Genomic DNA, 26,890 nt, shown 5'->3' with positions numbered 1-26,890 from the left:
CAGGCCCCCGTCGTCTAGCGGCCTAGGACGCCGCCCTCTCACGGCGGTAGCGTGGGTTCGAATCCCATCGGGGGTACAGGCAGAAGACCCTCCGAGCATCGCTCGGAGGGTCTTTTTCGTGCCGGGCCCATCTCATACGCTCTTGCGCCGGAACTCGCGGTGATGGTCCGCAGTCGCCTTCGGTCCGCGAGCCTTGGATTGAGCGTCGAGGTGCGCGGTGCCGTGCCCGTCGCGCTGATTCTTGTTCTTGCGCTCGAGCGCGTCACGGAATTTCTGTTTGAGGTGTTCCTTCTCCGAGTCGGTCATGGTGTCCCCTTCCTTCGCCGATGCCCTCGAAATGTAGCGCCGGGGGAACGGCGCTGTCGCCCCATTTATCGGGGGCCGAGGTTCAGCGTGCGGGCGAGGAGAGGTACGCAGCCGTGGTCCCGCCGATCTCCATCGCGGGCAGACCCAGCTTGCGGTGATCCCAGGATCGGACCCGCCCGGGCACGACGCGGACGGCGACCCGCTTGGCCATCATCTGCTCCACCGCGGGCCGCGCCTCCTCGGTGTAGGGAGCGGTGTACCGATTCCACACGTCGCGGCAGACGGCGAACACGGTGTCGTGGTCGTCGGTGATCTCGGCGTGGCCCTCGAGTGCGACGCCCCGCAACTGGTCGTACGTGTCGCCCGCCTCGACCAGTGCGGTGACGCGGTTGTCGCGCCGGAGATTGACGACCTTCTGGGACTTCTCCTTCGTCTCGAACCAGATCTCGCCGTCCAGTACCGCGTACCACATCGCGACGAGGTGGGGCATGCCCGTGGGACCGAGCGATGCGAGGGTCGCCACACGGCTGTGGTGGAGAAAATCGGAGATTTCCGAGTCGGTCATAGCGATTTCGGCGCGACGGTTGGTTCCCATGACGAGAACTGTGACATACCACGCACATCCGCCACCAGGGGTCGTCAGAGTCGTTTCTGCAACGCCTCGGCGGCGGCGAGAAGGTCTGCGGCCCACCGGGCACCCGGCCGGCGTCCCATGCGGTCGATCGGTCCGGACACCGAGACCGCCGCGACGACAGCACCGCCACCGTCCCGGACGGGTGCGGCCACGGACGCAACGCCGGGTTCGCGTTCGGCCGCGCTCTGCGCCCATCCGCGACGGCGGACTTCGGTGAGGACGCGTTCCCCGAACGCGGCGTCGGGCAGGATCGCGCGCTGTACGGCCGTATCGGCCCACGCGAGCAGAACTTTGGCGCCTGATCCGGCGGTCATCGGCAGACGCGAACCGACAAGGACTGTGTCGCGCAGTCCCGTCGGCGGCTCGAGTGCTGCGACGCACACCCGGTGGGTGCCTTCGCGACGGTACAACTGCACGCTCTCGCCGGTGATTTCGCGCAACCGGGGCAGGACGAGGGAGGCGGCCTCGGCGAGCGAGTCGCCGGCGCCGGTGGAGAGTTCGGCCAGACCCGGGCCCGGACGCCACTGACCGTCACCGTCGCGCATGAGGAGGCGGTGTACTTCGAGACCGACTGCGAGACGGTGCGCGGTGGCCCGCGGCAAACCTGTGCGGGTGCACAACTCGTTGAGATTGCACGGTTGTTCGGCCACCGCGTGTAGGACAGTCATCGCTTTGTCCAACACTCCGATCCCGCTATGCTGTCTCATAGGTCGATACCTCCGTCTCGCATGCTGGGAAGCATAACGCATGCGGAACGAGGCGGGGACGACACCATACGCGGGCCGGACAGCCCTGAATCGGTCTCGCGTTCGTCACGTACGACAGGTGGAGAAGATGGCTGGAAAGACTCTGGCGGAGAATGTGTGGGATCAGCACGTCATCGTGCGTGGTGGAGGAGAAGGTTCGGCGCGAGAGCCGGATCTGATCTACATCGACCTGCACCTCGTGCACGAGGTGACGAGTCCGCAGGCCTTCGACGGCCTGCGGCTGGCGGGGCGTTCGCTGCGCCGCCCCGATCTCACCATTGCGACCGAGGACCACAACGTTCCGACGATCGACATCGACAAGCCGATCGCCGATCCCATCTCGCGCACGCAGGTCGAGACGCTGCGTCGCAACTGCGAGGAGTTCGGCGTCCGGCTGCATCCGATGGGAGACCTCGACCAGGGCATCGTCCACGTGGTCGGGCCCCAGCTCGGACTCACCCAGCCCGGCATGACGGTGGTGTGCGGCGACAGCCACACCTCCACCCACGGGGCATTCGGTGCGCTCGCAATGGGTATCGGCACCAGCGAGGTCGAGCACGTCATGGCGACGCAGTCGCTGTCGCTGCGGCCTTTCAAGACCATGGCGATCACCGTCGACGGCGAACTCCAGCCCGGCGTCACCTCCAAAGACCTCATTCTCGCGATCATCGCCGAGATCGGTACCGGCGGTGGGCAGGGTTACGTCCTGGAATACCGCGGCGAGGCGATCCGCAAGCTGTCCATGGAATCGCGGATGACGATCTGCAACATGTCGATCGAGGCAGGCGCGCGCGCCGGCATGATCGCTCCCGACGCCACCACCTACGAGTTCATCAAGGGTCGTCCGCACGCGCCGAGGGGCGCGGATTGGGACGCGGCCGTGGAAGCGTGGGAACAGCTGAAGACCGACGACGACGCGGTTTTCGACGCAGAGGTCCGCATCGACGGCAGTGCGCTCACCCCGTTCGTGACGTGGGGAACCAACCCGGGCCAGGGTGCACCGCTCGGCTCCACGGTGCCGGTGCCCGAGGAGATCGCGGAGGAGACCGCACGGTCTGCTGCCGAGAAGGCCCTTCGGTACATGGACCTCGAACCCGGTATGCCGCTGCGCGACATCAAGATCGACACCGTGTTCGTCGGTTCCTGCACCAACGGACGGATCGAGGATCTGCGCGCCGTCGCCGAAGTGCTCGACGGACGAAAAGTCGCCGACGGTGTGCGAATGCTGGTCGTGCCCGGTTCGATGCGTGTTCGTGTCCAGGCGGAGGAAGAAGGTCTCGGTGAGATCTTCACGGCCGCAGGGGCGGAATGGCGTCAGGCCGGCTGCTCGATGTGCCTGGGCATGAACCCGGATCAGCTTGCGCCGGGTGAGCGGTCGGCATCCACGTCGAACCGTAACTTCGAGGGGCGTCAGGGCAAGGGCAGTCGCACGCACCTCGTCTCCCCGGCAGTCGCGGCCGCAACAGCGGTGCGCGGCACCCTCTCCGCGCCGGCGGATCTGGACTAGAGCACAGGACCGAGGAGATATTTCGATGGAAGCCTTCACTACTCACAAGGGCATCGGCGTTCCCCTGCGCCGGTCCAACGTCGACACCGACCAGATCATCCCGGCGGTGTATCTGAAACGCGTCACCCGCACCGGATTCGAAGACGGACTGTTCGCCGCGTGGCGTAACGATCCGGCATTCGTTCTCAACACCCCGCCGTTCGACCGTGGCAGCGTTCTCGTCGCCGGTCCGGATTTCGGCACCGGTTCCTCGCGTGAACACGCGGTGTGGGCCTTGTCCGATTACGGATTCCGGGTTGTGATTTCGTCCCGCTTCGCCGACATCTTCCGCGGCAATGCCGGAAAGGCCGGACTTCTGGCCGCTCAGGTCGAGCAGGACGACGTCGAATTGCTCTGGAAACTCATCGAACAGCAGCCCGGGCTCGAACTCGATGTGAATTTGGAAACTCGGACAGTGACCGCCGGAACGACCGTGGTGCCGTTCGTTATTGACGACTACACACGGTGGCGTCTGCTGGAGGGTCTCGACGACATCGGGTTGACGTTGCGCCAGGTAGAAGCCATTTCCGAGTACGAAAAGTCAAGGCCTTCTTGGAAACCACGGACTCTTCCGGCCCCGTGATCCGAGCCTGAAAAGGCCCCTGCAGGTCTCGGTTCGACCCCTCGGTCGAGCCGGGACCTGCGACTTATTTGCATGAGAATCCGCGTGGCACATAGACTCTAGTCCGTTTGCGGGTCTACCGTGGACTGGAGTCGGTCTGACGGTGGACCGTAGATGTGCGGAGGAAATCATGAACAAGGCAGAGCTGATCGACGTTCTGACCGACAAGCTCGGTTCGGACAGGCGCACCGCCACGGCGGCCGTCGAGCACATTGTGGACGCGATCGTGCGCGCGGTGCACGACGGGAAGAGCGTCACCATCACCGGATTCGGTGTCTTCGAGCAGCGTCGCCGTGCGGCGCGCGTCGCCCGCAACCCGCGCACCGGTGAGACTGTCAAGGTCAAGCCGACGTCGGTGCCGGCTTTCCGTCCGGGTGCGCAGTTCAAGGCAGTCATCGCCGGTACCCAGAAGCTCCCCGCCACGGGACCGGCCGTCAAACGCGGTGCGGCTGCTGCAGTGAAGAAGTCCGCTGCCGCCAAGAAGGCTGCGAAGAAGACCGCTGCCGCCAAGTCGACCGCGGCCAAGAAGACGACCGCAGCCAAGTCCACTGCAGCCAAGAGCACCGCAGCGAAGAAGACCACTGCGGCAAAGTCGGCTCCGGCCAAGAAGACCACCGCGGCGAAGAAGACCACTGCGGCAAAGTCGGCTCCGGCCAAGAAGACCACCACCGCGACCAAGAGCACCGCGGCGAAGAAGACCACGACCGCGGCAAAGAAGGCCCCGGCCAAGAAGACCACCACCGCGACCAAGAGCACCGCGGCGAAGAAGACCACCACCGCAGCGAAGAAGGCCCCGGCCAAGAAGACCACCACCGCGGCCAAGAAGACCACTGCGGCGGCGAAGAAGGCTCCGGCCAAGAAGACCACGGCCCGCAGGACCGCCAAGAAGTAATTCGGCACCGAGAAGTAATTCGGCGCCCGAGCAACAGTTCGGCGCCCACCACCGGTTCGCGTGTGCGCGGGACGGGTGGCACTCGGCGGCTACCGGATATCTCCGGTAGCCGCCGTTGGCGTCTGGATGCCATGCTGCGACCGTCGCTCACCCGGATGCGTACCCGGGTGAGCGAAGCGGTCAGGACTGCTTCGAAGGCAGCGGACTGTCGAGGTGGTCGGCCGCGAGGAGACGGTCGCCCTTCAGCGAGAGCACCCACATGCTCGCCTTGCGATTCCGGGCGGGTGGGAGCGTGATCCCGTCCCGGGCAGCCCACCACGAGACAAGATCGGGAATGACCTTTCCCTGGCTGCAGATCACCGGGGTGCCACCGCGCGCGACGATGTCGAGTGCGCGCTTGCGGCCCAGTTGGGGATCTGCGTTGTATTCCTCTTCCGACAGCGAGGGTTCGAGCGCAACCTCGACGCCGATGTCCGCGGCGAACGGTGCCACGGTGTCGACGCACCGCGTGCGGTCGGCCGACGTGACGCTGTCTCCGCCGAACGCGCGCAACTGGGGGACAAGTGCGGCCGCTTGTGTCTTGCCGGCCGCATCCAGAGGCCGGGTTCGGTCGTCGCCCCGATGTTTCTTGCGGCTTCCCGCCTTCGCGTGCCGGACGATCACTACCGTCCCGGTGTCGGCGGGCAGCAACCTGAAACGCCGGAGCACGCTGCGGTCCATCGGATACGACAGCTGGTCGAACGCGGCTTCGGGTGTCACCCAACGCAATTCGTCGACTTCGTCGTTCGGGACGAACTCGCCGTCGGCCGGCTTCGCTGCCCAGTAGTCCACCCGTTTGAGTTTCCGGTGTCCGGGCACCGGATAAGTCACCCGGCCGAGGTGCCGGCCGAGGACGGGCCGAAATCCGGTTTCTTCCCGGATTTCACGGACCGCGGCAACGACTGCGGTCTCCCCGGGGTCGAGTTTCCCTTTCGGAAACGACCAGTCGTCGTATCGGGGCCGGTGGACAACTGCGACTTCGACGTCGCCACCGGCGAGCCGGGTGGGGTCGCCACCGGCGGGACGCCACAGCACTGCACCTGCGGCAAAGATGTTGGCCTTCATCGGCTTATCGGACGAATCGGTCACCGGTGCCTCCGCTTACGATGCGCGGCTGCGCATGAGTTCCATCTGGTGGTCGCGCGCTGCCGTGCCCGGCGCGGGGGAAGCCGTCCATGTGCCGTCGGCCTCGAGGGTCCAGCACCGCGTGGCCGGATCGAGCGCGGAATCGAAGATGTCCTGCAACTGATGCGCCAGCCGAGGGTTTTTCACCTGCACCATGACCTCGACCCGGCGGTCGAGGTTGCGGTGCATCATGTCGGCGCTGCCGATCCAGCACTCGTCGCTGCCGAGGAAGTGAAAGATGCGCGAATGCTCGAGGAACCGGCCGAGGATGGAGCGCACGGTGATGTTCTCGCTCAGGCCCGGAACGCCCGGTTTGAGAGCACAGATGCCGCGTACGACTATTTCGACGGGGACGCCGGCACAGGACGCCCGATAGAGGGCGTCGATGACCTGCTCGTCGACGAGGGCATTGGCTTTGAGGCGAACCCGCGTCGGCCGACCCGCCGCATGGTGTTCGATCTCCCGGTCGATGCGCTCGATGATGCCTCTGCGGACTCCGTGGGGCGCGACGAGCAGGTTGCGGTACTGCGCCTTCCGCGAGTAACCCGTGAGGGTGTTGAACAGGTCGGTCAGGTCGGCGCCGATCTCCGGCGACGAGGTGAGTAGACCCACGTCCTCGTAGAGCCGAGCAGTCTTCGGGTTGTAGTTGCCCGTGCCGATGTGGCAGTAGCGGCGGATGGTGGACCCTTCACGACGGACCACCAGGCAGGTCTTGCAGTGGGTCTTGAGTCCCACCAGGCCGTACACCACGTGCACGCCCGCCTGCTCGAGTTTTCGCGCCCACTTGATGTTCGCCTGCTCGTCGAAACGCGCCTTGATCTCGACGAGGGCAACGACCTGCTTGCCGGCCTCCGCGGCCGTCACCAGTGCGTCGACGATGGGGGAGTCACCGGAGGTGCGGTACAGCGTCTGCTTGATCGCCAGGACCTGGCTGTCCGCGGCGGCTTGCTCGATGAACCGCTGAACGCTCGTCGAGAACGAGTCGTACGGATGGTGGACGAGGACGTCCCCCTCGCGCAGCGTCGAAAACACGCTCTTCGGTGTCTCCCTCTCCCCGAAGGCGAAATGCGTTGCGGGAACGAACGGCACATCCTTCAGATCCGGGCGGTCGACGGCGTGGACCTGCCACAGGCACGACAGGTCGAGGAGGCCGGGGAGCTGGACGACGTCCGCAGGGTCTACGTCCAGCTCGCGGAGCAACAGGTCGAGCATGTGCTCGGTCATGTCGTCGGACACCTCGAGGCGGACGGGCGAACCGAACCGTCGTCGTGCCAGTTCCCGTTCGAGCGCCTTGAGAAGGTCTTCGTCGCGGTCCTCTTCGACCTCGAAATCGGCGTTGCGTGTCACCCGGAACGCGTGGTGCTCCACGATTTCCATGCCCGGGAACAGCACGTCCAGGTGAGCCGCGATGAGCTCTTCGAGCGGCAGGAATGCCGCGAGGCCGTGCAGCGACCCGGCGCGGTCGACCCGGACGAAACGATCGACGTTGTCGGGCACCTTGACTCGCGCGAAATGCTCGCCCGACGATTCACAATCCTTCACCGTCACAGCGAGATTCAGGCTCAAACCGCTGATGTAGGGGAACGGGTGGGCGGGGTCGACGGCGAGCGGCGTGAGGACGGGGAACACCTGTTCCGCGAAGTACCGCGTGAGCCGTCCACGTTCGCCGGCGGTCAGATCCGCCCATTTGATGATCGAGATACCCTCGGTTTCGAGAGCCGGCAGGACCGAGTCGAGGAAGACCTGCGCGTGCCGTCCCGCGAGTTCCTGCGTGCTCGACGCGATGAGCGCGAGCTGCGCCCGGGGAGAGAGGCCGTCGGCGGACCGGACGGACAGTCCGGTCTCCGCGCGGCGCTTGAGCCCCGCGACCCGCACCATGTAGAACTCGTCGAGGTTCGACGCGAAGATCGCGAGGAACTTGGCGCGCTCGAGCAACGGCTGAGAAGTGTCTTCCGCCAAGGCGAGTACCCGGGCATTGAAGTCGAGCCAGCTCAACTCGCGGTTGAGGTACCGATCGCGGGGCAGGCCGTCGTTGCGGTTCGTCTTCAGCTGGGAGTCGATGGCCGCTGGTGGGGCGCTGGTGGCGGTGGCCACGCGTCCCTGCGGTCGGGTGGTGCCGGAGAGGGCACCTTGCTCGGTTCCGGCACTCTGTTCGATGCCGACGCTCTGCTCGGGGGTGTCGCCGTTGGTCACCGTCCCATTGTGTCAGGAACCGGTGAAGTATGAGGCTCCCGGCGGGAGGTCGGATACGGGAAGGGAAGCGCGGAGCCGATCCGGTCGAGCAACGCGGCGGTGGCCGCACCGACTCCCAGACGCACCGCGGCCCCCAGATCGTCGATCGTGTCGACGTCGAGTCGCAGGCCGGGCAGGTGCGCCTCCACGGCGAGGGCACCGGCCTCGAGGTGCCGGTGCGCGGAGTCCGGACCGAACCGGGGGTGCAGCGGACGCTGCGACGTGCAGTGGAGAAGTGCGGTGGTACCCGAGCCGGTGTGGTCGGCGACGATCATGGTCCCCGTCGCGCGGGCCGCCTCGAGTGCCTCGGCCAGTTCGTGGGGGCGCAAGGAGGGAAGGTCTGCCTGCAACGCGACGAGATCGACACCGGGCGAGTCGTCCCGGGCGTGTTCGGCAGCAGATCGCAGGGCCGCGTTCAGCGAATCCTGCCGGTCCTGACCGCTCGCGGCCGGGGGATCTGCGAGCACCGCTGCGCCCGACCGTCGGGCAACGGCCGCAACCCGGTGGTCGGAGGTGATCACGGTGACCACGGCGTCGTCGGTGTTCCGGGCTGCGGCGAGGGTGTCCTCGAGCATCGCGAGCACCAGTTCGGCGCGTGCGTCCGGTTCGAGGGCATGCGCCAGTCTCGACTTGGCCAGGCCGAGGGCCTTGACCGGGACGAGAATGTGCACCGCGGGCATGGGCGTGATTGTGCCAGCCGGTCGCGGGCGAGGGCGGGTCGCGGTGCCGTCCGTCCACCTGGGCGATACTGAAAGCAACAGCGTGCAGTGACGCGCGTGCCGGAAGCGCGTCGGAACGAATGAGGGAACAGAGGGGGATTTGTGACCAAAGCGGCAGTTCTGGGAGCAGGGTCGTGGGGGACTGCCTTCGCGAAGGTGCTCGCAGAAGCAGGCACCGACGTGACGATCTGGGCGCGCCGGGCGGAGGTGGCGCAGGCCATCGGTGAGCGCCACGAAAACCCGGCCTATCTGCCGGGCGTCGCGCTCCCCGCGTCTTTGAGGGCGACGACCGATCATCGTGTGGCGCTCGACGGCGTCGACTTCGCGGTGCTCGCGGTGCCGAGCCAGTCCCTGCGCGCCAACCTGGGGGCGTGGCGCGACGACATCGGGTCCGGCGCCACCCTGCTCAGCCTCGCGAAGGGGATCGAGAGCGGCACCCTCATGCGCATGAGCCAGGTCATCGGCCAGGTCACGGGAGCCGACCCGCACCGCATCGCCGTCCTCTCCGGCCCGAACCTGGCTCCGGAGATCGCGGAGGGGCAGCCTGCCGCAACGGTGATCGCGTGCCCCGATTCGACGCGTGCGCTGGAAATCCAGAAATCGTGCGCCACAGGCTATTTCCGCCCCTACACCAACTCCGACGTCATCGGCTGTGAGATCGGTGGCGCGTGCAAGAACGTGATCGCACTGGCGTGCGGCATGGCGGCCGGGGTCGGCCTCGGCGAGAACACCGTTGCGAGCATCATCACCCGGGGCCTCGCCGAGATCATCAGGCTCGGAGTCGCGCTCGGCGCCATGCCCACCACCCTCGCCGGCCTCGCGGGAGTCGGCGATCTCGTCGCGACATGCAGTTCGCCGTTGTCCCGCAACCGTTCTTTCGGTGAACGCCTCGGCAGAGGAGAGTCGCTCGAGAGTGCGCAGGAGGCCACCCACGGCCAGGTCGCCGAAGGCGTCAAGTCCTGCACATCGGTGCGGGCGCTCGCAGCGAGCTACGACGTGGAGATGCCCCTCACCGACGCGGTGCACCGGGTGTGCCACGAGGGGATGTCGGTGCACGACGCGATCGGTCTGCTGCTCGGCCGGCGAATCAAGCCGGAATAAGCACATGACCGGAGATTCCACACGTTGTGTGAAAGCTGTTGCCGCCGAAGGCACGCCGGGTTCGCCGCTCCAGCAGGGACCGGTATTCGCCGCGCCCTATCTTCTCGGCGAAGACGAAAGCGCGGAGGTGGACACCTACGCACGCGCGTCCAACCCCGGCTGGCGTGCCCTCGAAACAGCCCTCGCGACGCTCGAAGGCGCTGTCGCCGCGCGGGTCGTCGGATCCGGAATGTCGGCGATCACCGTCGCGCTGAGAGCGTTCAGCCGTCCCGGTGCGACCGTCGTGGTGCCCGCCGACGGTTATTACCAGGTGCGTGCCTATGCGCAGGACTTCCTCGCCGGCCACGGCGCAGTGGTTCGTGAACTCTCCGTTGCCGAGTTCGGCGACGGAACGCTTCGCAGCATCCTCGCCGGTGCCGGAGACAAGGCGGTGGTGCTCGCCGAAACCCCGTCGAACCCCGGCCTCGACATCGTCGATCTACGGGCCACCGCCGAGTTGTGCAGCGCGGCGGGGGCGCTGCTGCTGGTCGACAACACCACCGCCACTCCGCTCGGGCAGACCCCACTCGCTCTCGGGGCGGACATCGTCGTCGCCAGCGGTACGAAATCCCTCAGCGGGCACAGCGATCTTCTGTTCGGATACGTGGCGGTCTCGGACGCCGCGCTGCTCCCGCGGCTCGATCGCGAGCGCTTGCACTCGGGCACCGTGCTCGGGCCGTTCGAAACGTGGCTGGCCCACCGCAGTCTCGGAACGGCGGGGCTGCGGATCGAACGGCAGTGCGCGAACGCCCTCGCCGTCGCCCGGATGCTCAGCGAGCACCCCGCCGTGACCGGAGTGCGATACCCGGGACTGGACTCGGACCCCGATCACCCGGTGGCGGCCGCGCAGATGCAGAAATTCGGGCCCTTGGTCACGTTCGTGCTGCCCAGCGCACCCGACGTCCATCGGTTCGTGAACGCTGCCGAACTCGTTCTCCCGGCGACGAGTTTCGGCGGTATCCACACCACTGCGGATCGTCGGGCTCGCTGGGGCGATCCCGTGCCGGACGGCTTCATCCGGTTGTCGTGCGGAATCGAAGACACCGCCGATCTTCTGAGCGACCTGCACGCGGCCCTCGGCTCGTTGTGACATCCCGGGCGGCGGGCCGGGCGTGCGGGCGGATCGGGACGCGGCTGGGGAGACAGCGCGGCTTACCGGTACGGTTTGTGCCGTGAGTACGCCCCGAACCCGGGTGGCCGTCGTCTTCGGCGGTCGCAGCAACGAACACTCCGTCTCCTGTCTGTCGGCGGGCAGTATTCTGAGCAACCTCGACCCCGAGCAGTACGACGTCGTCCCGATCGGGATCACGACCGACGGGTCCTGGGTGCTCGGCGACACCGACCCGGCGCGGCTCGCCAAGGCGGGGCGCGAACTGCCCGTCGTGGACGCGAACGGTTCGTCGCTGGTCCTCACCGCAGACCCCACCCGAAGCGGCGACATCGTCGCCCTCGACGCGGGGGAATTCGGCAAGGTGCTCGCGTCGGTCGACGTGGTCTTCCCGGTGCTGCACGGCCACTACGGGGAGGACGGCACCATCCAGGGACTGCTCGAACTCGCCGACGTGCCCTACGTCGGTCCCGGGGTGCTCGCGAGCGCAGCCGGAATGGACAAGGAGTTCACCAAGAAACTGCTGGCCGCGGAGGGGCTGCCGGTCGGCTTCCAGATCGTGATGCGGCCGGGTACGGCCACCCTCACCGAGGAACAGAAGCAGCAACTGGGACTTCCCGTCTTCGTCAAGCCGGCCCGCGGCGGATCGTCGATCGGCGTCAGCCGCGTCACCGACTGGGCGGCGTTCGACGCTGCCGTCGGCAGAGCCCGAGCGCACGATCCGAAGGTCATCGTCGAATCCGCAATCGTGGGACGCGAAGTCGAGTGCGGCGTCCTCGAGTTCCCCGACGGAGACGTGCGGGCCAGCGTGGTCGCGGAGATCCGCATGCCCGACACCTCCGGCGACCACGAGGCGTTCTACGACTTCGACACCAAGTACCTCGACGACGTGTGCGAGTTCGACGTACCGGCGAAGTTCGACCCCGCCGTCTCCGACGAAATCCGCGACATGGCCGTCCGCGCGTTCCGCGCCCTCGATTGCCAGGGCCTGTCGCGGGTCGACTTCTTCGTCACGGACAACGGGCCGGTGATCAACGAGATCAACACGATGCCCGGATTCACGTCGATCTCGATGTATCCGAAGATGTGGGAAGCCACCGGGATCGGGTACCGCGAACTCGTCGACACGCTCGTACGGACCGCTCTCGCACGAGGCACCGGTCTTCGCTGACCCGGACGGGTGCCGCGCTTGTCGGAGCCCCCGTATCCACGACTAGGCTGTGGGCATGACTGCCGTGACTCCCGACTCAGTGGTGACCGACGCCGGAGACACCCGTGAAGCCGTGCATGCCGCGGCCCGCCGCGCCCGCGTCGCGTCCCGCCGTCTTGCGTTGCTGACCACTGCCGAGAAGGACGCCGCGCTCCACGCGGCCGCCGACGCCGTGCTCGCCGCGACCGACGCCGTGCTCGCCGCCAACGCCGAAGACATCGACGCCGCCCGCGCGGCCGGTACGGAAGAGTCTCTCCTCGACCGGCTGCGGCTCACGGCCGCACGCGTCGACGGCATCGCGTCGGGGCTGCGGCAGGTCGCCGGATTGCCGGACCCGGTCGGCGAAGTCGTCCGCGGTTCGACGCTGCCCAACGGACTCGAATTGCGGCAGGTGCGGGTGCCGCTCGGCGTCGTCGGGATGGTCTACGAGGCCCGCCCCAACGTCACCGTCGACGCGTTCGGTCTTGCGCTGAAGTCGGGCAACGCGGCGTTGTTGCGCGGTTCCTCCTCGGCGGCACGTTCCAATGCCGCGCTCGTCGCCGCGCTGCGCCCCGCGCTCGAAGCACAGGGACTGCCGGCCGACGCGGTGCAACTGCTGCCCAGCGCCGACCGTTCGTCGGTCACCCATCTCATCCAGGCCCGCGGGCTCGTCGACGTGGTCATCCCGCGCGGCGGTGCCGGTCTGATCGCCGCGGTCGTCAGGGATGCCACCGTGCCGACCATCGAGACCGGTGTCGGTAACTGCCACGTATACGTCCACGCCGCCGCCGACCTCGAGATGGCCGAGAGGATCGTGGTGAACGCGAAGACCCGCCGGCCCAGCGTGTGCAACACGGCGGAGACGATCCTGGTCGACAAGGCCGTCGCCGACACCACCGTCCCGCAGTTGCTGGAGGCACTGCAGTCGCACGGCGTGACCGTGCACGGCGACCTGCCCGGTCTGATCCCGGCCACCGAAGAGGACTGGGCGCAGGAATACCTCACGCTCGACGTTGCGCTCGCGGTGGTCGACGACCTGAATGCGGCCGTGGAGCACATCGATCGGTACGGAACCGGTCACACCGAAGCCATCGTCACGTCCGATCTCGCGGCGGCCCGGGAGTTCACCGCCCGTGTCGATGCAGCAGCCGTTATGGTCAACGCGTCGACGGCCTTCACGGACGGTGAGCAGTTCGGGTTCGGAGCCGAGATCGGAATCTCCACGCAGAAACTGCACGCCCGGGGTCCCATGGGCCTGCCGGAGCTGACCTCCACCAAATGGGTGGTGTGGGGCGCCGGCCACACCCGCCCGGCCTGAACCCGGCCGGCCCGACGAAAGGACTCAGCGTGGATCGTGCGCTGCCCATCACCCCGCCGATCTTCGCGGATGTCCAGGAAGTGATCGATCGCCTGGCGGAGACCGGTTACCTCGCGGACAAGGCCACGGCCACCGCGGTGTTCCTCGCCGACAGGCTCGACAAGCCGCTGCTCATCGAGGGGCCCGCCGGTGTCGGCAAGACCGAACTCGCGCGGGCCGTCGCCCAGACGTCCGGCGCGGAACTGGTTCGCTTGCAGTGCTACGAGGGTGTCGACGAATCCCGCGCGCTCTACGAGTGGAACCACGCGAAGCAGATTCTGCGGATCCAGTCCGCCGGCGCGAACGCCGCGGCCGGCGAATCGTGGGACGAGACCAAGGCAGACGTGTTCTCGGAAGAGTTCCTCCTCTCCCGCCCGCTGCTGACGGCCATCCGCCGCGAGGATCCGACGGTGCTGCTCATCGACGAGGTCGACAAGGCGGACGTGGAGATCGAGGGTCTGCTGCTCGAGGTGCTGAGCGACTTCGCCGTCACCGTCCCCGAACTCGGCACGATCGTCGCGACGCGTAAGCCCTTCGCCGTGCTGACCTCCAACGCCACCCGCGAACTGTCCGAAGCACTCAAGCGGCGCTGTCTGTTCCTGCATTTGGATTTCCCCGACGCCGACCTCGAACGCCGGATCCTCGCGAGCCGCGTACCGGAACTTCCGGACGCGATCGCCGAGCAACTCGTGCGCACGGTGCGGGTGCTGCGCGGCATGCAACTCAAGAAGGTGCCGTCGGTGGCCGAAACCATCGACTGGGGCCGGACGTTGCTCGCACTCGGGCTCGACACACTCGACGACGCGGCCGTGCGCACCACCCTCGGGGTCGTGCTCAAGCACCAATCCGACCAACTGCGCGCCGCAGCCGAGCTTCGGCTGAACTGACATGGCCGGCGCGTTTCAGACCGGTGCGGGGACGCCGATCGCACCACACGGTCTGCCCGGGCACCTCGTGGGATTCGTCGAGTCGCTGCGCCGCCGAGGCATCGCCGTCGGCCCGTCGGAAACGGTCGACGCGGGCCGGGTCATGACCGTGATCGACCTGCTCGACCGCGAAGCCCTGCGCGAAGGACTCGCCTGCACGGTGCTGCGCCGCACCACTCACCGGCCGACCTTCGACGCGCTCTTCGACCTATGGTTCCCACCGGCCATCGGGCACCGCACCGCCGACGCACCCGACGCCGACCTTCCGCGTACTCCCGACGGCGATATCGACCTCGACGCGCTCCGCGAACTGCTCGCCGAACTGCTCGCCGACGACTCCGCCGAAGCGCAGGCCGCCGTCGAGGCGCTCACCGCGCAGATGGTGGAGGAACTCGGGCAGTACAAGTCGTCCAACGGACCCTCCTTCTCGGCGTATCAGGCTCTGCGCGAGGTGGCTCCGGAGACGCTGCTCACCAGGATCCTCGAAGGCCTGCTCGGAAACAGCGCACCGGATGCACGCGCGGACGGCGACTACGAAACCGAGGTCGCCCGGCGGACCGCGGCGCGGAGAATCGCGGACTTCCGGGCAATGGTCGAACGGGAGACGCGGCGGCGCACCGCGGAACACCTCGGCCGCGAACGCGTCGAGAAGTACGGTGTGCCCAAGTTGGCAGAGGAAGTCGACTTCCTCCGTGCCTCCGATGCCGACATGGTCGCGCTCCGCCGCAGCGTGATGCCCCTCGCGCGTCTGCTCGCCAGCCGCCTCGCGGCCCGTCGTCGCCGGTCTCGTGCCGGCGCGATCGACCTGCGCCGCACACTGCGAAAGTCCATGTCCACCGGCGGCGTGCCGATCGACCTGATCAACCGCAAGCCACGACCGGCCCGGCCGGAACTGGTCGTGCTGTGCGACGTCTCCGGTTCGGTGTCCGGTTTCTCGCACTTCACGCTGCTCCTCGTGCACGCGCTGCGCGAACAGTTCTCCCGGGTGCGGGTGTTCGCCTTCATCGACACGACCGACGAAGTGACCCATTACTTTTCGTCGGGCGCCGACCTCGGTGACGCGATGTCGAGGATGCTGCGCGAGGCAGACCTGATCACTTACGACGGACACTCCGACTACGGCAACGCGCTGGCGACCTTCGCCGAGCGGCATGCCCACAGCCTCACCGGGCGGAGTTCGCTGCTCATCCTCGGCGACGCACGGACGAACTACCGCAATCCCAACCTGGATGTGCTCGAACATCTCGTCGGTGTCGCGCGGCACGCTCACTGGCTCAATCCCGAGCCGCGCGGCCAATGGGGCTCCGGAGATTCGGCGGCCCGCGCGTACGCGGAGGTCATCACGATGCACGAGTGCCGGTCGGCGCAACAGCTGGCCGCGGTGGTGGCGGGCCTGCTCCCGGTGTGACCCCGTAAGCTGAACCATCGTGCATCAGCCATCGGAGCGGCCCGTAGTGCCTCAGCGACGTCTGGGCGTGATGGGCGGCACCTTCGACCCGATCCACCACGGCCACCTCGTTGCCGCCAGCGAGGTCGCGGCACGCTTCGGTCTCGACGAGGTGATCTTCGTCCCCACCGGGCAGCCGTGGCAGAAATCGAAACGGGACGTCAGCCCCGCGGAGGACCGGTACCTGATGACGGTGGTCGCGACGGCATCGAACCCGCGATTCACCGTGAGCCGGGTGGACATCGACCGGGGGACGCCCACGTACACCGTCGACACGCTGCGCGACCTCCGCGACAGGTATCCGGGTGCGGAGCTGTACTTCATCACCGGTGCGGACGCGCTCGGGTCGATCCTGTCGTGGCAGAATTGGCAGACTCTGTTCGGTCTCGCCCGCTTCGTCGGGGTCTCGCGACCCGGGTACGACCTGCACACCGAACATCTGGCGCCGCACCTCGTCGACCTACCGGACGAGGCCGTGAGCCTTATTGAGATCCCTGCCCTGGCGATCTCGTCGACCGAATGCCGGGAGCGGGTCCGGGCGAACCGGCCGGTCTGGTACCTCGTGCCGGACGGAGTGGTGCAGTACATCAGTAAACGCCGCCTCTACAGCGAGAGCACGACCGCCGACGCGAGCACCGGCACCGACGACCATTACATCGACAGCAGTACCGAGAGAAAGAGCACGCAGTGAGCGCATCGACAGAAGCAATCGAGATGGCCCGTGTCGCGGCCCTGGCGGCCGACGAGAAACTGGCAACCGATGTCGTGGTGCTCGACGTGTCGGAGCAGTTGGTGATCACCGACTGCTTCGTCATCGCGTCCGCGCCGAACGAACGCCAGGTCAACGCGATCGTGGACAACATCGAGGACAAGCTCCGCGAAGCCGGTCACAAGCCGGTCCGCCGCGAGGGAACCCGCGAAGGCCGCTGGACGCTTCTCGACTACGTCGACGTGGTGGTGCATGTCCAGCACGAGGAGGAACGCAACTTCTACGCGCTCGAGCGCCTGTGGAAGGACTGCCCGACGGTGCCCGTCGAGGGCGTCGGAACCCCGCGTTCGGCAGTCGAGGCCGGCTCGGACGAGACGGCGCCCGGTGAGACCGGTACCGCGACCGACGACGTCGATCCCACGGGCAACGCGTGAGCGAGCCGCGGGTGCGCCGGCTGATTCTGCTGCGCCACGGACAGACCGGGTACAACGCGACCCGGAGAATGCAAGGCCAACTCGACACGGAACTGTCCGACCTCGGCCGGAAACAGGCCGCCGCCGTCGCCGACGCGATGGCTGCGCTGAACCCGTTCGCGGTCGTCTCGTCGGACCTGCGGCGTGCGTACGACACCGCAGTCGCCGTCGCCGACCGCGCGGGCCTTCCCGTCGAGATCGACGCGCGGCTGCGTGAGACCCACCTCGGGCAGTGGCAAGGCCTCACCCACAGTGACGTCGACGCGATCGGTCCGGGCGCACGCAGTGCCTGGCGGGCCGACGCGACCTGGGCGCCGCCGGAGGGCGAAAGCCGCGTGGATGTCGCCCGTCGCAGCGTCCCCCTGGTGGAGGAACTGCTCGACAAGCACGAGCAGTGGGGTCACGAGCCGATCGTCCTGGTGGCGCACGGAGGGCTGATCGCGGCGCTCACCGCAGCGCTGCTGGACCTGCCCGTGGACCGCTGGCCGGTGCTCGGAGGGCTCGGCAACACCGGCTGGGTGCAGTTGAGCGGTTACGGTGACACGCCGTCCTGGCGACTCGACGTGTGGAACGCGTCGGCTGTGGTGGCACCCGATGACGTCCTCTGAGCCGGTGTCCGGTGAGGACACCGACGCAGGTGCCGCGACTCGGCGGCCGACGCTGCTGGTGCTCGCCGACTCCCTGAGCTATTACGGCCCCAAGGGCGGACTACCGGCCGACGATCCGCGCATCTGGCCGAATCTCGTCGCCGCCGAACTGGGCTGGGATGTGGAACTCGTGGCGCGTATCGGGTGGACCTCCCGCGACGCGTGGTGGGCGCTGACGCAGGACCCCCGCGTCTGGGCGACCATTCCGCGTGCGGGCGCCGTGGTGCTCGGCGTGGGAGGAATGGACACACTCCCGTCGCCGCTGCCCACCGCCCTGCGGGAAGGACTGCGGTACGTGCGTCCGCCGGCGTTGCGCCGCGTCGCCCGCACCGCGTACGGGTGGCTTCAGCCCCGGCTCTCCCCGCTGGGATGGCCTGTCGCCCTGCCGCCGCGCATCAGCGTCGAATACCTCGAGATGATCCGGGAGTCTCTGGCGTACGTGCGCCCGGACCTGCCGGTCATCGGCACACTTCCGTCGGTGCACCGCAGCGAGCAGTACCGCTCGGTCCACCGCGGCCGGCGTCCCGCGGTGCACGCGATCACCGGTTGGGCATCGCGGAATGCCGTTCCGCTCGTCGATCTCGGTGAGGCGGTCCACGACGACATCCATTCCGGCGACGCGAATCCGGACGGGATCCACTGGGGCTGGGAAGCGCATCGCCGCGTCGCCGCCGCTGTCGTGGACGCTGTCCGGATGGCGCACCGGGATGCGCAACCCGCCGCGGACGGCTTACGGTAGTCGTCGTGGCTGTCGTGGTGGTGACCGATTCGTCGTGTTGTCTCGATCCGGAACTGGTGGATCGGTACGACATCCGCGTGGTGCCGTTGCACGTCATCGCGGACGGACAGGATCTTCGTGAAGGCGTCGACGCACTCCCCGACGACCTTGCGACGGTGACCACCTCGGGCCCCTCGCCCGCGGAACTGACCGAGGCATACACGTCGGCGCTCGCCGACAGCGACGGCGACGGTGTGGTGGCAGTCCATCTCTCACGATTGCTGTCCGGAACCTGGGACGCCGCGCGCTCCGCCGCCGACGAGCTGGGCGAGCGGATTCGGCTCGTCGATTCCCGCAACACGGCAATGGGTTTGGGTTTCGCGGCGCTCGACGCGGCGAAGGCTGCGCGGGCAGGCGAGGACCTCGACCAGGTGTTCTACCGGGCCGAGAAGGTCGCCGCGTCCGCCAGGACCCTTCTCGTCGTCGACCGTCTCGATCATCTGCGCCGCGGGGGCCGTATCGGCACCGCGACCGCGCTGCTGGGCACCGCCCTCGCGATGAAACCGGTGCTGCACCTCGTCGAAGGAAAATTGGTTCTGCGGGAGAAGACCCGCACCATGACCAAAGCGATGGCCAAACTCGTGGACGGTGTCGTCGCGGAGGCCGGGCCGGGCGCACTCGTCGCGGTGCACCACCGTGACGCACCCGAGCGAGCCGGTCAGCTCGTCGAGCAACTGTCCGAGCGGCTTCCGGAGGCGGAGGTCACGGTCACCGAACTCGACGCGGTCCTCGGCGCGCACGTGGGGCCGGGTGCGGTGGGCGTCGTCGTCGCGCACGCCTGACCCCGCGGGTCCGAGCGCACGGGGGTTCGTCCCCAGGTGCCCGGTTCATCCCCAGCCCTGATCATCCTGCTGCCGGCCGGATTTTCCGGGTCCGCCGCGGCGTTACCGTCGCGCCATGGCGAGCACTGACGGCGGCGACCTGGCGAGAAACAGGCTGGGCGCGATCGCGCGAACGGCGGGTCGCGTCGGCGCCGAGATGCGCGAGGCGGACGAGGTCGCCGGCACGGCCGGAGAATACGACGAACCGGAGCCGTATCCGTCGCGGCTGACCGAGCGGATCGCTGCCGCGAGGTGGGCAACCGGGCACCGCGGAAGCGTTGCTCTCGCCGGCGTCGCTGTGCTCGCGGTGGTCATCGCCCTCGGGGTCGTGTGGCGCGACCGGCCCGTCCCGGAGCCGGTGCCGCCGTTGCCTTCGGTGGACAGTGTGGTCGCGACCGCGCCTGTCCCGCCGCCCGTGCCGGAGCCCGAGAACCTACCGGCCGACCTTGTCGTGAGTGTGGTGGGTCTTGTCCACCGGCCCGGGCTCGTGACGACCGCGCCCGGCGCGCGGGTCGCCGACGCGCTCGACGCCGCTGGCGGTGTCGCACCGGGAGCCGACCTCGTAGGTCTCAACCTCGCGCGGCGCATAGCAGACGGAGACCAGATCGTCGTGGGTCTGTCTCCGCCGCAGCCGATCCCGCACGGTAGCGGCGTGTCGGGTGCGGCCCCTCAGGGTGGGGACGGCCCGGACGGCGACGCCGGAGGGGTGCCGGGGCAGGGGAAGATCGACCTCAACGCAGCGGACGAGGCGACGCTGGATTCGCTTCCGGGCGTGGGTCCGGTGACGGCCGCGTCGATTGTCGCGTTCAGGCAGGCGAACGGACCGTTCGCCGACGTCGAGCAACTCGGAGAGGTCGACGGGATCGGCCCCGCCCGGCTCGCGCGGTTGCGCGAACTGGTCACCGTATGACCGACACTCCGCGTCTGGACGCACGGCTCGTGCCGTGCGCCGCGGCCGCGTGGGTGGCGACCGCGACCGGATTGCATCTCGGTTCGTCGGCGAGCGTTGTGCTGGTGACGGGTGCGATTTCCGTTGTCGTTCTTGTTGTGGGTGTTCGTCTCCGGGGCCCGGGCAGGTGGCGTACGCACGCGGTGGTGCCGGTCGTGCTCGCGGTCTGCGCCGTCGTCGTGGGTTTCGGTGCGGCTGCAGGGGTGCGGATGTGGTTCGCCGAAACACACCCGGTGGCGCAGGCGGCGGCGGACGGGCGATGGGTGAGCGCGACCTTCGAACCGACCGACGATCCGAAGATCGTGCGGCGCGCCACCTTCGGCGGCGAGCCGCAGGTTCGTCTGCCGGCGGTTCTGCGGCACACCACGATCGCAGGTGGCACGCAGGCGACGGGCGGCGCCGTCGTGGTGTTCGCGCCCGCGGACGGGTGGTCGGATCTACTGCCCGGACAACGTGTTACCGCGCGTGTCCGGGTGTCGGAGTTCGAGGGAGCGGGGACGAGCGTTGCCGTCCTCCGCGCCGACGGGCACCCGCGCGCCGTCGCGCCCCCACCGGCCTGGCACACGTGGGCCGGTGGGGTGCGGGACCGACTTGCCGACGCGTGCCGACGCGCGCTGTCGCCCGAACAGGCCGGATTGCTGCCGGGCCTCGTCGTCGGCGATACGTCGGCGCTGCCGGACGAGGTGCGTGCCGACTTCCGCGTTGCCGGACTGACCCACCTGACTGCTGTGTCCGGGGCCAATGTGAGCATCGTGCTCGGTGCGGTTCTGCTTCTCGTGCGTGCGGCGGGACTCGGTCCACGCACCGGGACGGCCTTGGCGGCGGTGGCTCTCGTCGCGTTCGTGATCGTGGTCCGGCCGTCGCCCAGCGTGGTGCGGGCGGCAGCGATGGGCGCGATCGCATTGCTCGCGCTCGTCTCGGGCCGCGAACGCCGAGCACTTCCCGCCTTGTGTGCGGCGGTGGGTGTGTTGCTCCTGGTGGTGCCCGATCTCGCCGTCGATATCGGTTTCGCGCTGTCGGTCTCGGCGACCGGGGGCCTCGTCGTGCTCGCGCCCGTCGCGGTCGAGCGGCTGTGTGCACACGGGTGGCCGCGGGCGATGGCCGAGGTCACGGCGGTGTCGACGACCGCGTTCGCGGTCACCGCTCCGATCGTCGCCGCCGCGACCGGCACCGTCAGTCTCGTCGCCGTCGCGGCGAACATCCTGGTCACTCCGGTCGTGGCGCCACTGACGGTGCTCGGATCGGGAGTCGCCGTGGCCGCGACGGTTCATCCTGCGGCCGGGGAGTTGCTCGCGCGCGGCGCTGCGCCGTTGCTGTGGTGGATGCTCGGTGTCGCAGATCGATCCTCCGCGGTGCCGTCCGCCGAGGTAGCCGTTCCGGACGGGATGGCAGGAGCCGTGACCGCCGGTGCCGTCGCAGTTCTGGCCTGGACGGCGGCGCGGAACCGGCGGGTCCGGCTCGCCACCGGAGTGGCGCTGCTGTCCGTGGCGGCGGTGTGGATACCGGTCCGGTTGCTCGAACCCGCGTGGCCGGGCGCGGGGTGGGTGTTCGTTGCCTGCGATGTGGGCCAGGGCGATGCGCTGATCGTCGCGACGGACGGGGGAGGGGCGGTGGTCGTCGACGCGGGGACCGAGCCCGGACCCGTGGACCGCTGTCTGCGCAAACTCCGGATCCGCACGGTGTCGATGCTCGTCGTGTCGCACCTGCACGCGGACCACACCGGGGGTGTGACCGGTGTCCTCCGGGGACGCGACGTGGGCGCGGTGGTGGTGGGTCCGGGCGCCGCAGCCCGTGACGGGGGCGCCGAGCTGGGTCATCTCCTCGCACAGCACGCAGTCCCGATGCGGGAGGCCGATCCCGGCGAGGTCCTCGTCTCGGGTGCGACGACAATCCGGGTCGTCGCTCCCGCGGGACCGGGTTACGCATCGGAGAACGACCTCTCGCTCGTGCTGGTCGCCGACACCCCGGTCGGGCGGATTCTGCTGCCGGGCGACGCGGAGGAGGCGGCCCTCGACGCGCTGGTGCGCGCCGGTGTCGACGTGCGGGCCGACGTGCTCAAGGTGCCGCACCACGGCTCGCGTACCACTCCGGCCCGGTTCTTCACGGCGGTGCGTCCCCGTGTCGCGGTGATCAGCGCCGGCCGCGACAACACGTTCGGCCATCCGCATCCACAGACGGCCGACGTGCTGCGCAGGCTCGGTACCCGGGTGCTCAGCACCGACCGGCACGGCGATGTCGCGGTGGTGCGCGCGGGGTCGGGGGCCTTGGCCGTGGTGTCGGACCGCCGTGACACCATCGAGCCGTGAGCGATTCTCCTTTGCATCTGCTCCTCGGCGACGAGGAACTCCTGATCGATCGTGCAATTGCGAAGATCGTCGCCGCCGTGCGTGCCCGGAGCGGGGCCGGCACCGATCTTCCGGTGACGCGGTTGCGTGCCGGCGACGCGTCACCTCCCGAACTTGCCGAGTTGCTGAGCCCGTCGCTGTTCGCCGAGGACCGGGTCGTGATCCTCGAGTCCGCGGGCGAGGCCGGCAAGGATGCCGCAGCGCTGATCCTCGACGCCGCGGGCGCCGTGCCCGACGGCGTCACACTCGTCGTCGTTCACAACGGCGGGGGACGCGCCAAGGCGATGGTCGGTGGTCTGCGTTCGTGCGGTGCGGTGGAGCACGACTGTGCGGCGCCCGCGAAGGCCGGAGACCGCGCGGCGTGGGTACGCGCCTTCGTCCACAAGGAGTTCCAGGCGGTCGACGTACGGGTCGCGTCCGACGTCGAGCAGTTGGTCATCGAATCCGTCGGATCCGATCTGCGGGAATTGGCCGCAGCGTGCAGTCAGCTGGTGGCGGACACGGGCGGCAAGATCGACGCCGCGGCGGTGCGGCGCTACTACTCCGGCAAGGCGGAGATCACGGGTTTCGATGTCGCCGAGAAGGCTGTCACGGGCGATACGGCCGGTGCTCTCGAGGCGCTGCGGTGGGCGATGCACCGTGGGGTTGCGCATGTCCTGCTCGCCGACGCGCTCGCCGACGCGGTGCATACCATCGCGCGGGTCGGTTCGGCCGGTCGCGGCGACCCGTTCGCCCTCGCGTCCGGTCTCGGAATGCCCCCGTGGAAGGTCAAGAAGGCGCAGGCACAGGCCCGAGCCTGGGCGCCCGCCTCGATCGGCACGGCGCTCGGCGTGGTGGCCGCGCTCAACGCCGACGTCAAGGGTGCGGCCGCCGACCCCGACTACGCACTCGAGTACGCCGTACGTACCGTGGCCCAGCTCGCCGGCTGATACCGGGCGAGCCCGGTTCCGGCCGGGCCGCCACCGGTGCGGGATCCTCGGAAGACAACGAAGGCCGCTCCCCGGTGTGGGGAGCGGCCTTCGGAAGCAGAGCTCGCGTCTACTACCTCGGAACTACGTTCAGAGCGAGTTGGCGAGCTTGGCCAGTGCAGACTTCTTGTTTGCAGCCTGGTTGGGGTGGATGACACCCGCGCTGGCTGCCTTGTCGAGCTTGCGGCTGGTGGCGACGAGAAGCTCGGTGGCCTTGTCCTTGTCGCCAGCGGCCGCGGCCTCGCGGAAGGAGCGGATCGCGGTACGGAGCGCCGACTTCACCGACTGGTTCCGGAGCCGGTTGCGCTCGTTGGTGCGAATTCGCTTCACCTGGGACTTGATGTTGGCCACGCGTAGAATCCTGTCGTGTTGCTGGTAGCTGGTTGGAAAGCTCTGGATGCACTAGGCACCGACAGGCAACGATACCAAGAAGGCAGGCAAAGCCCAAACCGGCGCGAGCGTGATGTCCGCTGTGTTTCCCCGGCGAGACAGTTCGATGTCGGATTGTGCACAACCCCTTCCCATATAGAACGATTCCGGCATGAGTCGCCGTACCCCTACTGCGCCGGGCGCGTCCCCGGCCAGGCACCGCAGGAAAAACCCCGACGTTTTCGACGGTTACGCGAGAAATCCCGATCGCCTGGCGTACGACGAGATGTTCGACGCGGACGGCAAGGTCCGGGCGCCGTATCGCCGCCTGCATCAGATCCTCGAGTCGAAGGGACCCGAGGATCTCGCCGCGCGCACCGACGCGGTCGGCCGGGCGTTCACCGACCAGGGTGTGACCTTCTCGCTGTCGGGCCAGGAGCGGCCCTTTCCGCTGGACATGGTGCCGCGCCTGATCGCCGCCGCCGAGTGGAACCGGCTCGAGAAAGGCATCCGGCAGCGGGTGCGGGCGCTCGAGTTGTTCCTCGCCGACATCTACGGCGAGCAGAGCATCCTGCGGGACCGCGTCATTCCGAAGCGGCTCGTCACCTCGTGTGACCACTTCCACCGGCAGGCCGCGGGCATCGTCCCGCCGAACGGAGTGCGCATCCACGTTGCCGGAATCGACCTGATCCGCGACGAGAAAGGCACCTTCCGGGTACTCGAGGACAACCTCCGCTCACCGTCCGGTGTGTCGTACGTCATGGAGAACCGGCGCGTCATGGCTCGCGTCGCTCCCGACCTGTTCGTCCAGCACAAGGTGCGTCCCGTCGGTGACTACGCACTGCACCTGTTGCGAGCGCTCCGAGCGGCGGCTGCGCCGAACGCTGCCGACCCCACGGTGGTCGTTCTCACTCCGGGTCTGGCGAACGCGGCGTACTTCGAGCACTCGCTTCTGGCGCGGCAGATGGGCGTCGAACTCGTCGAGGGGCGTGACCTGTTCTGCCGGGACAACATCGTCTACATGCGCACCACGGAAGGTGAGCAGCAGGTCGATGTCATCTACCGCCGCATCGACGACGATTTCCTCGATCCGCTCCAGTTCCGCCCCGATTCGGTGCTCGGTGTCGCCGGCCTGCTCAATGCGGCACGAGCCGGCAACGTGGTCATCTCGAGCGCGGTCGGCAACGGCGTCGGAGACGACAAACTCGTCTACACGTACGTACCGGACATCATCGACTACTACCTCGGTGAAAAGCCCCTCCTGCCCAACGTCGACACCCTGCGTTGCTGGCTCGACGAAGAACGGGAAGAGGTTCTCGACCGGATCGACGAACTCGTCATCAAGCCGGTGGAAGGCTCGGGTGGATACGGCATCGTGTTCGGGCCCGACGCCTCGGCCACCGAACTGAAGACCATGGCCCGCAAGATCCGGGCGAACCCCCGCGCCTGGATCGCTCAGCCGGTCGTGCAGTTGTCCACCGTCCCGACCAGGGCCGGCGACACATTGGCTCCCCGCCACGCCGACCTGCGTCCGTTCGCGGTCAACGATGGTGAGGACATCTGGATTCTTCCGGGCGGATTGACGCGTGTCGCGCTGCCCGAGGGGTCGCTGGTGGTCAACTCCAGCCAAGGCGGTGGAAGCAAGGACACCTGGGTTCTCGCGAGCCGGAGTTCCGATACCGAGAGCGAACTGGGCGGGGAGGGGTTCGTCGAGGAGCGGGCCGAGGTCAAACAACCCGACCGGGGGCCGGAATTGACCACCGAGCAGCAGCAACAACAGCAACAGCAACAGCAACAGCAACAGCAACACAATGAGGGGGACTGCTGATGCTCGCACGAAATGCGGAGTCGCTGTTCTGGATCGGACGTTACGTCGAGCGAGCCGACGACACGGCGCGCATCATGGATGTCGCGGTCCACCAACTGCTCGAAGATTCGACGGTGGACCCCGACCGCACGTGCCGTCAGCTGTTGCGGGTGCTCGGGTTCAGCGCGCCCGACGGTGAACTCGACGTGCAGACCGTCATCGATATCGTCGCGTTCGGGCGGGACGGCGCGGGATCGATCCTCGACACCATCTCGCACGCGCGTGAGAATGCGCGCGGCGCGCGCGAAGTCACCTCCACCGAGATGTGGGAGTGCCTCAACACCACCTACAACGCCCTCGCCGAGCGGGAACGGGCGGCGAAACGACTGGGGCCCCACGAGTTCTTCCGATACGTCGAAGACCGCGGCGCGATGTTCGCGGGCCTGGCCGACAGCACGCTGTGCCGTGACGACGGGTATCGGTTCCTGTTGCTCGGCCGCTCCATCGAACGCGTGGACATGATCGTGCGACTGCTGCTGTCCCGTGCCGGCGACCGTCCCACGTCGCCGACATGGGCGACGGTATTGCGGTCGGCGGGCGGTTACGACACCTACCTGCGCACCTATCGCGGTGCACTCGACGCGGGGCGCATCGTCGAATTCATGATGCTGGACAGGCTTTTTCCGCGTTCGGTGTTTTCTGCCATCCGGCAGGCCGAGCAGTGCCTCACCGAACTCGACGACCAGACCGACTACCGGTTCGGTGCGCGCAACGAAGCGCAGCGGTTGCTCGGACGTGCCCGCAGCGAACTCGAGTTCATCCGCCCCGGGGTACTTCTCGAGGAACTCGCCGAACGGCTTGTCGCGCTGCAGGAGATGTGTCGGCAGGTCGGTGAGGCGATCGCACTCCAGTACTTCCATGCGGCGCCCTGGGTGGCGTGGAGTTCCGCTCGCAACGACGGTGAAGACGACATGCTTCTGGAGGGAGAACTGTGAG

Annotated in this window: 26 protein-coding genes and 1 tRNA gene; 20 read left to right on the top strand and 7 right to left on the bottom strand. The window is 68.2% G+C overall.

Features of this window, described 5'->3' with window-relative positions:
- The first annotated feature begins 3 nt into the window (after positions 1-3).
- Positions 4-76: transfer RNA gene (locus HF877_RS06640), tRNA-Glu, on the top strand.
- Between the two features lie 56 nt (positions 77-132).
- Here HF877_RS06640 and HF877_RS06635 read toward each other — a convergent pair.
- From HF877_RS06635 to HF877_RS06625, 3 genes are all read right to left on the bottom strand, one after another.
- Positions 133-306 (bottom strand): DUF5302 domain-containing protein, encoded by a 174-nt coding sequence (locus tag HF877_RS06635; RefSeq protein ID WP_169620361.1) that lies wholly within the window; start codon positions 304-306, stop codon positions 133-135.
- An 82-nt stretch (positions 307-388) separates the two neighbouring features.
- Positions 389-901: a PPOX class F420-dependent oxidoreductase gene (locus HF877_RS06630; protein ID WP_169620360.1), complete on the bottom strand. Its 513-nt coding sequence runs from the start codon at positions 899-901 to the stop codon at positions 389-391.
- Between the two features lie 44 nt (positions 902-945).
- Positions 946-1,647 (bottom strand): IclR family transcriptional regulator, encoded by a 702-nt coding sequence (locus tag HF877_RS06625; RefSeq protein ID WP_169620359.1) that lies wholly within the window; start codon positions 1,645-1,647, stop codon positions 946-948.
- Between the two features lie 127 nt (positions 1,648-1,774).
- Between HF877_RS06625 and leuC the strand changes: the two genes are divergently transcribed.
- From leuC to HF877_RS06610, 3 genes are all read left to right on the top strand, one after another.
- Positions 1,775-3,193 (top strand): 3-isopropylmalate dehydratase large subunit, encoded by a 1,419-nt coding sequence (gene leuC, locus HF877_RS06620; protein ID WP_206036659.1) that lies wholly within the window; start codon positions 1,775-1,777, stop codon positions 3,191-3,193.
- Positions 3,194-3,218: 25 nt separating this feature from the next.
- Complete coding sequence (gene leuD / locus HF877_RS06615) at positions 3,219-3,815, top strand: 3-isopropylmalate dehydratase small subunit (RefSeq protein ID WP_169620357.1); 597 nt, start codon at positions 3,219-3,221, stop codon at positions 3,813-3,815.
- A 169-nt stretch (positions 3,816-3,984) separates the two neighbouring features.
- Positions 3,985-4,746, top strand: a complete 762-nt coding sequence (locus tag HF877_RS06610; protein ID WP_169620356.1) for an HU family DNA-binding protein — start codon at positions 3,985-3,987, stop codon at positions 4,744-4,746.
- Between the two features lie 180 nt (positions 4,747-4,926).
- On the opposite strand, the gene HF877_RS06605 is transcribed toward HF877_RS06610, so the two are convergent.
- The 3 genes from HF877_RS06605 to cofC are packed head-to-tail and all read right to left on the bottom strand — an operon-like array spanning position 4,927 to position 8,822.
- Positions 4,927-5,874: an NUDIX hydrolase gene (locus HF877_RS06605; protein WP_169620355.1), complete on the bottom strand. Its 948-nt coding sequence runs from the start codon at positions 5,872-5,874 to the stop codon at positions 4,927-4,929.
- Positions 5,875-5,886: 12 nt separating this feature from the next.
- Positions 5,887-8,067 carry an RNA degradosome polyphosphate kinase gene (locus HF877_RS06600; RefSeq protein WP_169620402.1) on the bottom strand — a complete coding sequence of 727 codons (2,181 nt, stop codon included), beginning with the start codon at positions 8,065-8,067 and terminating at the stop codon, positions 5,887-5,889.
- A 32-nt stretch (positions 8,068-8,099) separates the two neighbouring features.
- A complete protein-coding gene (gene cofC, locus HF877_RS06595; protein WP_169620354.1) occupies positions 8,100-8,822 on the bottom strand; it encodes a 2-phospho-L-lactate guanylyltransferase in 723 nt (240 codons plus the stop codon).
- A 141-nt stretch (positions 8,823-8,963) separates the two neighbouring features.
- Here cofC and HF877_RS06590 point away from each other — a divergent pair, with 141 nt between their 5' ends.
- The 14 genes from HF877_RS06590 to holA all read left to right on the top strand — a co-directional run bounded on the left by HF877_RS06590 (position 8,964) and on the right by holA (position 23,679).
- Complete coding sequence (locus tag HF877_RS06590) at positions 8,964-9,962, top strand: NAD(P)H-dependent glycerol-3-phosphate dehydrogenase (protein WP_169620353.1); 999 nt, start codon at positions 8,964-8,966, stop codon at positions 9,960-9,962.
- Between the two features lie 4 nt (positions 9,963-9,966).
- Positions 9,967-11,091, top strand: coding sequence for a cystathionine gamma-lyase (locus HF877_RS06585; protein ID WP_169620352.1), 1,125 nt, complete (start codon positions 9,967-9,969; stop codon positions 11,089-11,091).
- Between the two features lie 82 nt (positions 11,092-11,173).
- The gene (locus tag HF877_RS06580) at positions 11,174-12,280 is read left to right on the top strand and encodes a D-alanine--D-alanine ligase family protein (protein ID WP_169620351.1); all 1,107 of its coding nucleotides are present in this window, start codon (positions 11,174-11,176) and stop codon (positions 12,278-12,280) included.
- A 55-nt stretch (positions 12,281-12,335) separates the two neighbouring features.
- Positions 12,336-13,616: a glutamate-5-semialdehyde dehydrogenase gene (locus HF877_RS06575; protein ID WP_169620350.1), complete on the top strand. Its 1,281-nt coding sequence runs from the start codon at positions 12,336-12,338 to the stop codon at positions 13,614-13,616.
- 29 nt (positions 13,617-13,645) lie between these two features.
- Entirely contained in the window at positions 13,646-14,542 is an 897-nt protein-coding gene (locus HF877_RS06570) for a MoxR family ATPase (protein WP_169620349.1), read from the top strand.
- Between the two features lies 1 nt (position 14,543).
- Positions 14,544-15,989, top strand: coding sequence for a VWA domain-containing protein (locus HF877_RS06565; RefSeq protein ID WP_169620348.1), 1,446 nt, complete (start codon positions 14,544-14,546; stop codon positions 15,987-15,989).
- A gap of 70 nt (positions 15,990-16,059) precedes the next feature.
- A complete protein-coding gene (gene nadD, locus HF877_RS06560; RefSeq protein WP_169620401.1) occupies positions 16,060-16,719 on the top strand; it encodes a nicotinate-nucleotide adenylyltransferase in 660 nt (219 codons plus the stop codon).
- Positions 16,716-17,171, top strand: coding sequence for a ribosome silencing factor (gene rsfS, locus HF877_RS06555; protein WP_169620347.1), 456 nt, complete (start codon positions 16,716-16,718; stop codon positions 17,169-17,171). Before nadD ends, rsfS begins: the two co-directional genes overlap by 4 nt.
- Positions 17,168-17,818: a histidine phosphatase family protein gene (locus HF877_RS06550; protein WP_169620346.1), complete on the top strand. Its 651-nt coding sequence runs from the start codon at positions 17,168-17,170 to the stop codon at positions 17,816-17,818. The genes rsfS and HF877_RS06550 overlap by 4 nt, the downstream gene beginning before the upstream one ends.
- Entirely contained in the window at positions 17,805-18,596 is a 792-nt protein-coding gene (gene octT, locus HF877_RS06545; protein ID WP_169620345.1) for a diglucosylglycerate octanoyltransferase, read from the top strand. The genes HF877_RS06550 and octT overlap by 14 nt, the downstream gene beginning before the upstream one ends.
- 5 nt (positions 18,597-18,601) lie before the next feature.
- A complete protein-coding gene (locus HF877_RS06540) occupies positions 18,602-19,417 on the top strand; it encodes a DegV family protein (protein WP_169620344.1) in 816 nt (271 codons plus the stop codon).
- 115 nt (positions 19,418-19,532) lie between these two features.
- On the top strand, positions 19,533-20,366 hold the full coding sequence (locus tag HF877_RS06535) for a ComEA family DNA-binding protein (RefSeq protein WP_169620343.1): 834 nt from the start codon (positions 19,533-19,535) through the stop codon (positions 20,364-20,366).
- Positions 20,363-22,711: a ComEC/Rec2 family competence protein gene (locus HF877_RS06530; protein WP_169620342.1), complete on the top strand. Its 2,349-nt coding sequence runs from the start codon at positions 20,363-20,365 to the stop codon at positions 22,709-22,711. The genes HF877_RS06535 and HF877_RS06530 overlap by 4 nt, the downstream gene beginning before the upstream one ends.
- On the top strand, positions 22,708-23,679 hold the full coding sequence (gene holA, locus HF877_RS06525) for a DNA polymerase III subunit delta (protein ID WP_169620341.1): 972 nt from the start codon (positions 22,708-22,710) through the stop codon (positions 23,677-23,679). Before HF877_RS06530 ends, holA begins: the two co-directional genes overlap by 4 nt.
- A 129-nt stretch (positions 23,680-23,808) precedes the next feature.
- Here the strand turns inward: holA and rpsT are convergent, their stop codons facing one another.
- Positions 23,809-24,069, bottom strand: coding sequence for a 30S ribosomal protein S20 (gene rpsT, locus HF877_RS06520; RefSeq protein ID WP_072699291.1), 261 nt, complete (start codon positions 24,067-24,069; stop codon positions 23,809-23,811).
- Positions 24,070-24,373: 304 nt separating this feature from the next.
- Between rpsT and HF877_RS06515 the strand changes: the two genes are divergently transcribed.
- Positions 24,374-25,915 carry a circularly permuted type 2 ATP-grasp protein gene (locus HF877_RS06515; RefSeq protein WP_240952103.1) on the top strand — a complete coding sequence of 514 codons (1,542 nt, stop codon included), beginning with the start codon at positions 24,374-24,376 and terminating at the stop codon, positions 25,913-25,915.
- On the top strand, positions 25,915-26,889 hold the full coding sequence (locus HF877_RS06510) for an alpha-E domain-containing protein (RefSeq protein WP_169620339.1): 975 nt from the start codon (positions 25,915-25,917) through the stop codon (positions 26,887-26,889). The genes HF877_RS06515 and HF877_RS06510 overlap by 1 nt, the downstream gene beginning before the upstream one ends.
- Position 26,890 lies beyond the last annotated feature (1 nt).

Origin of the sequence: Rhodococcus sp. BL-253-APC-6A1W (assembly GCF_012843405.1) — a bacterium.
Lineage (GTDB): Bacteria > Actinomycetota > Actinomycetes > Mycobacteriales > Mycobacteriaceae > Rhodococcus.
This window is presented reverse-complemented; position numbering and strand designations above follow the sequence as displayed.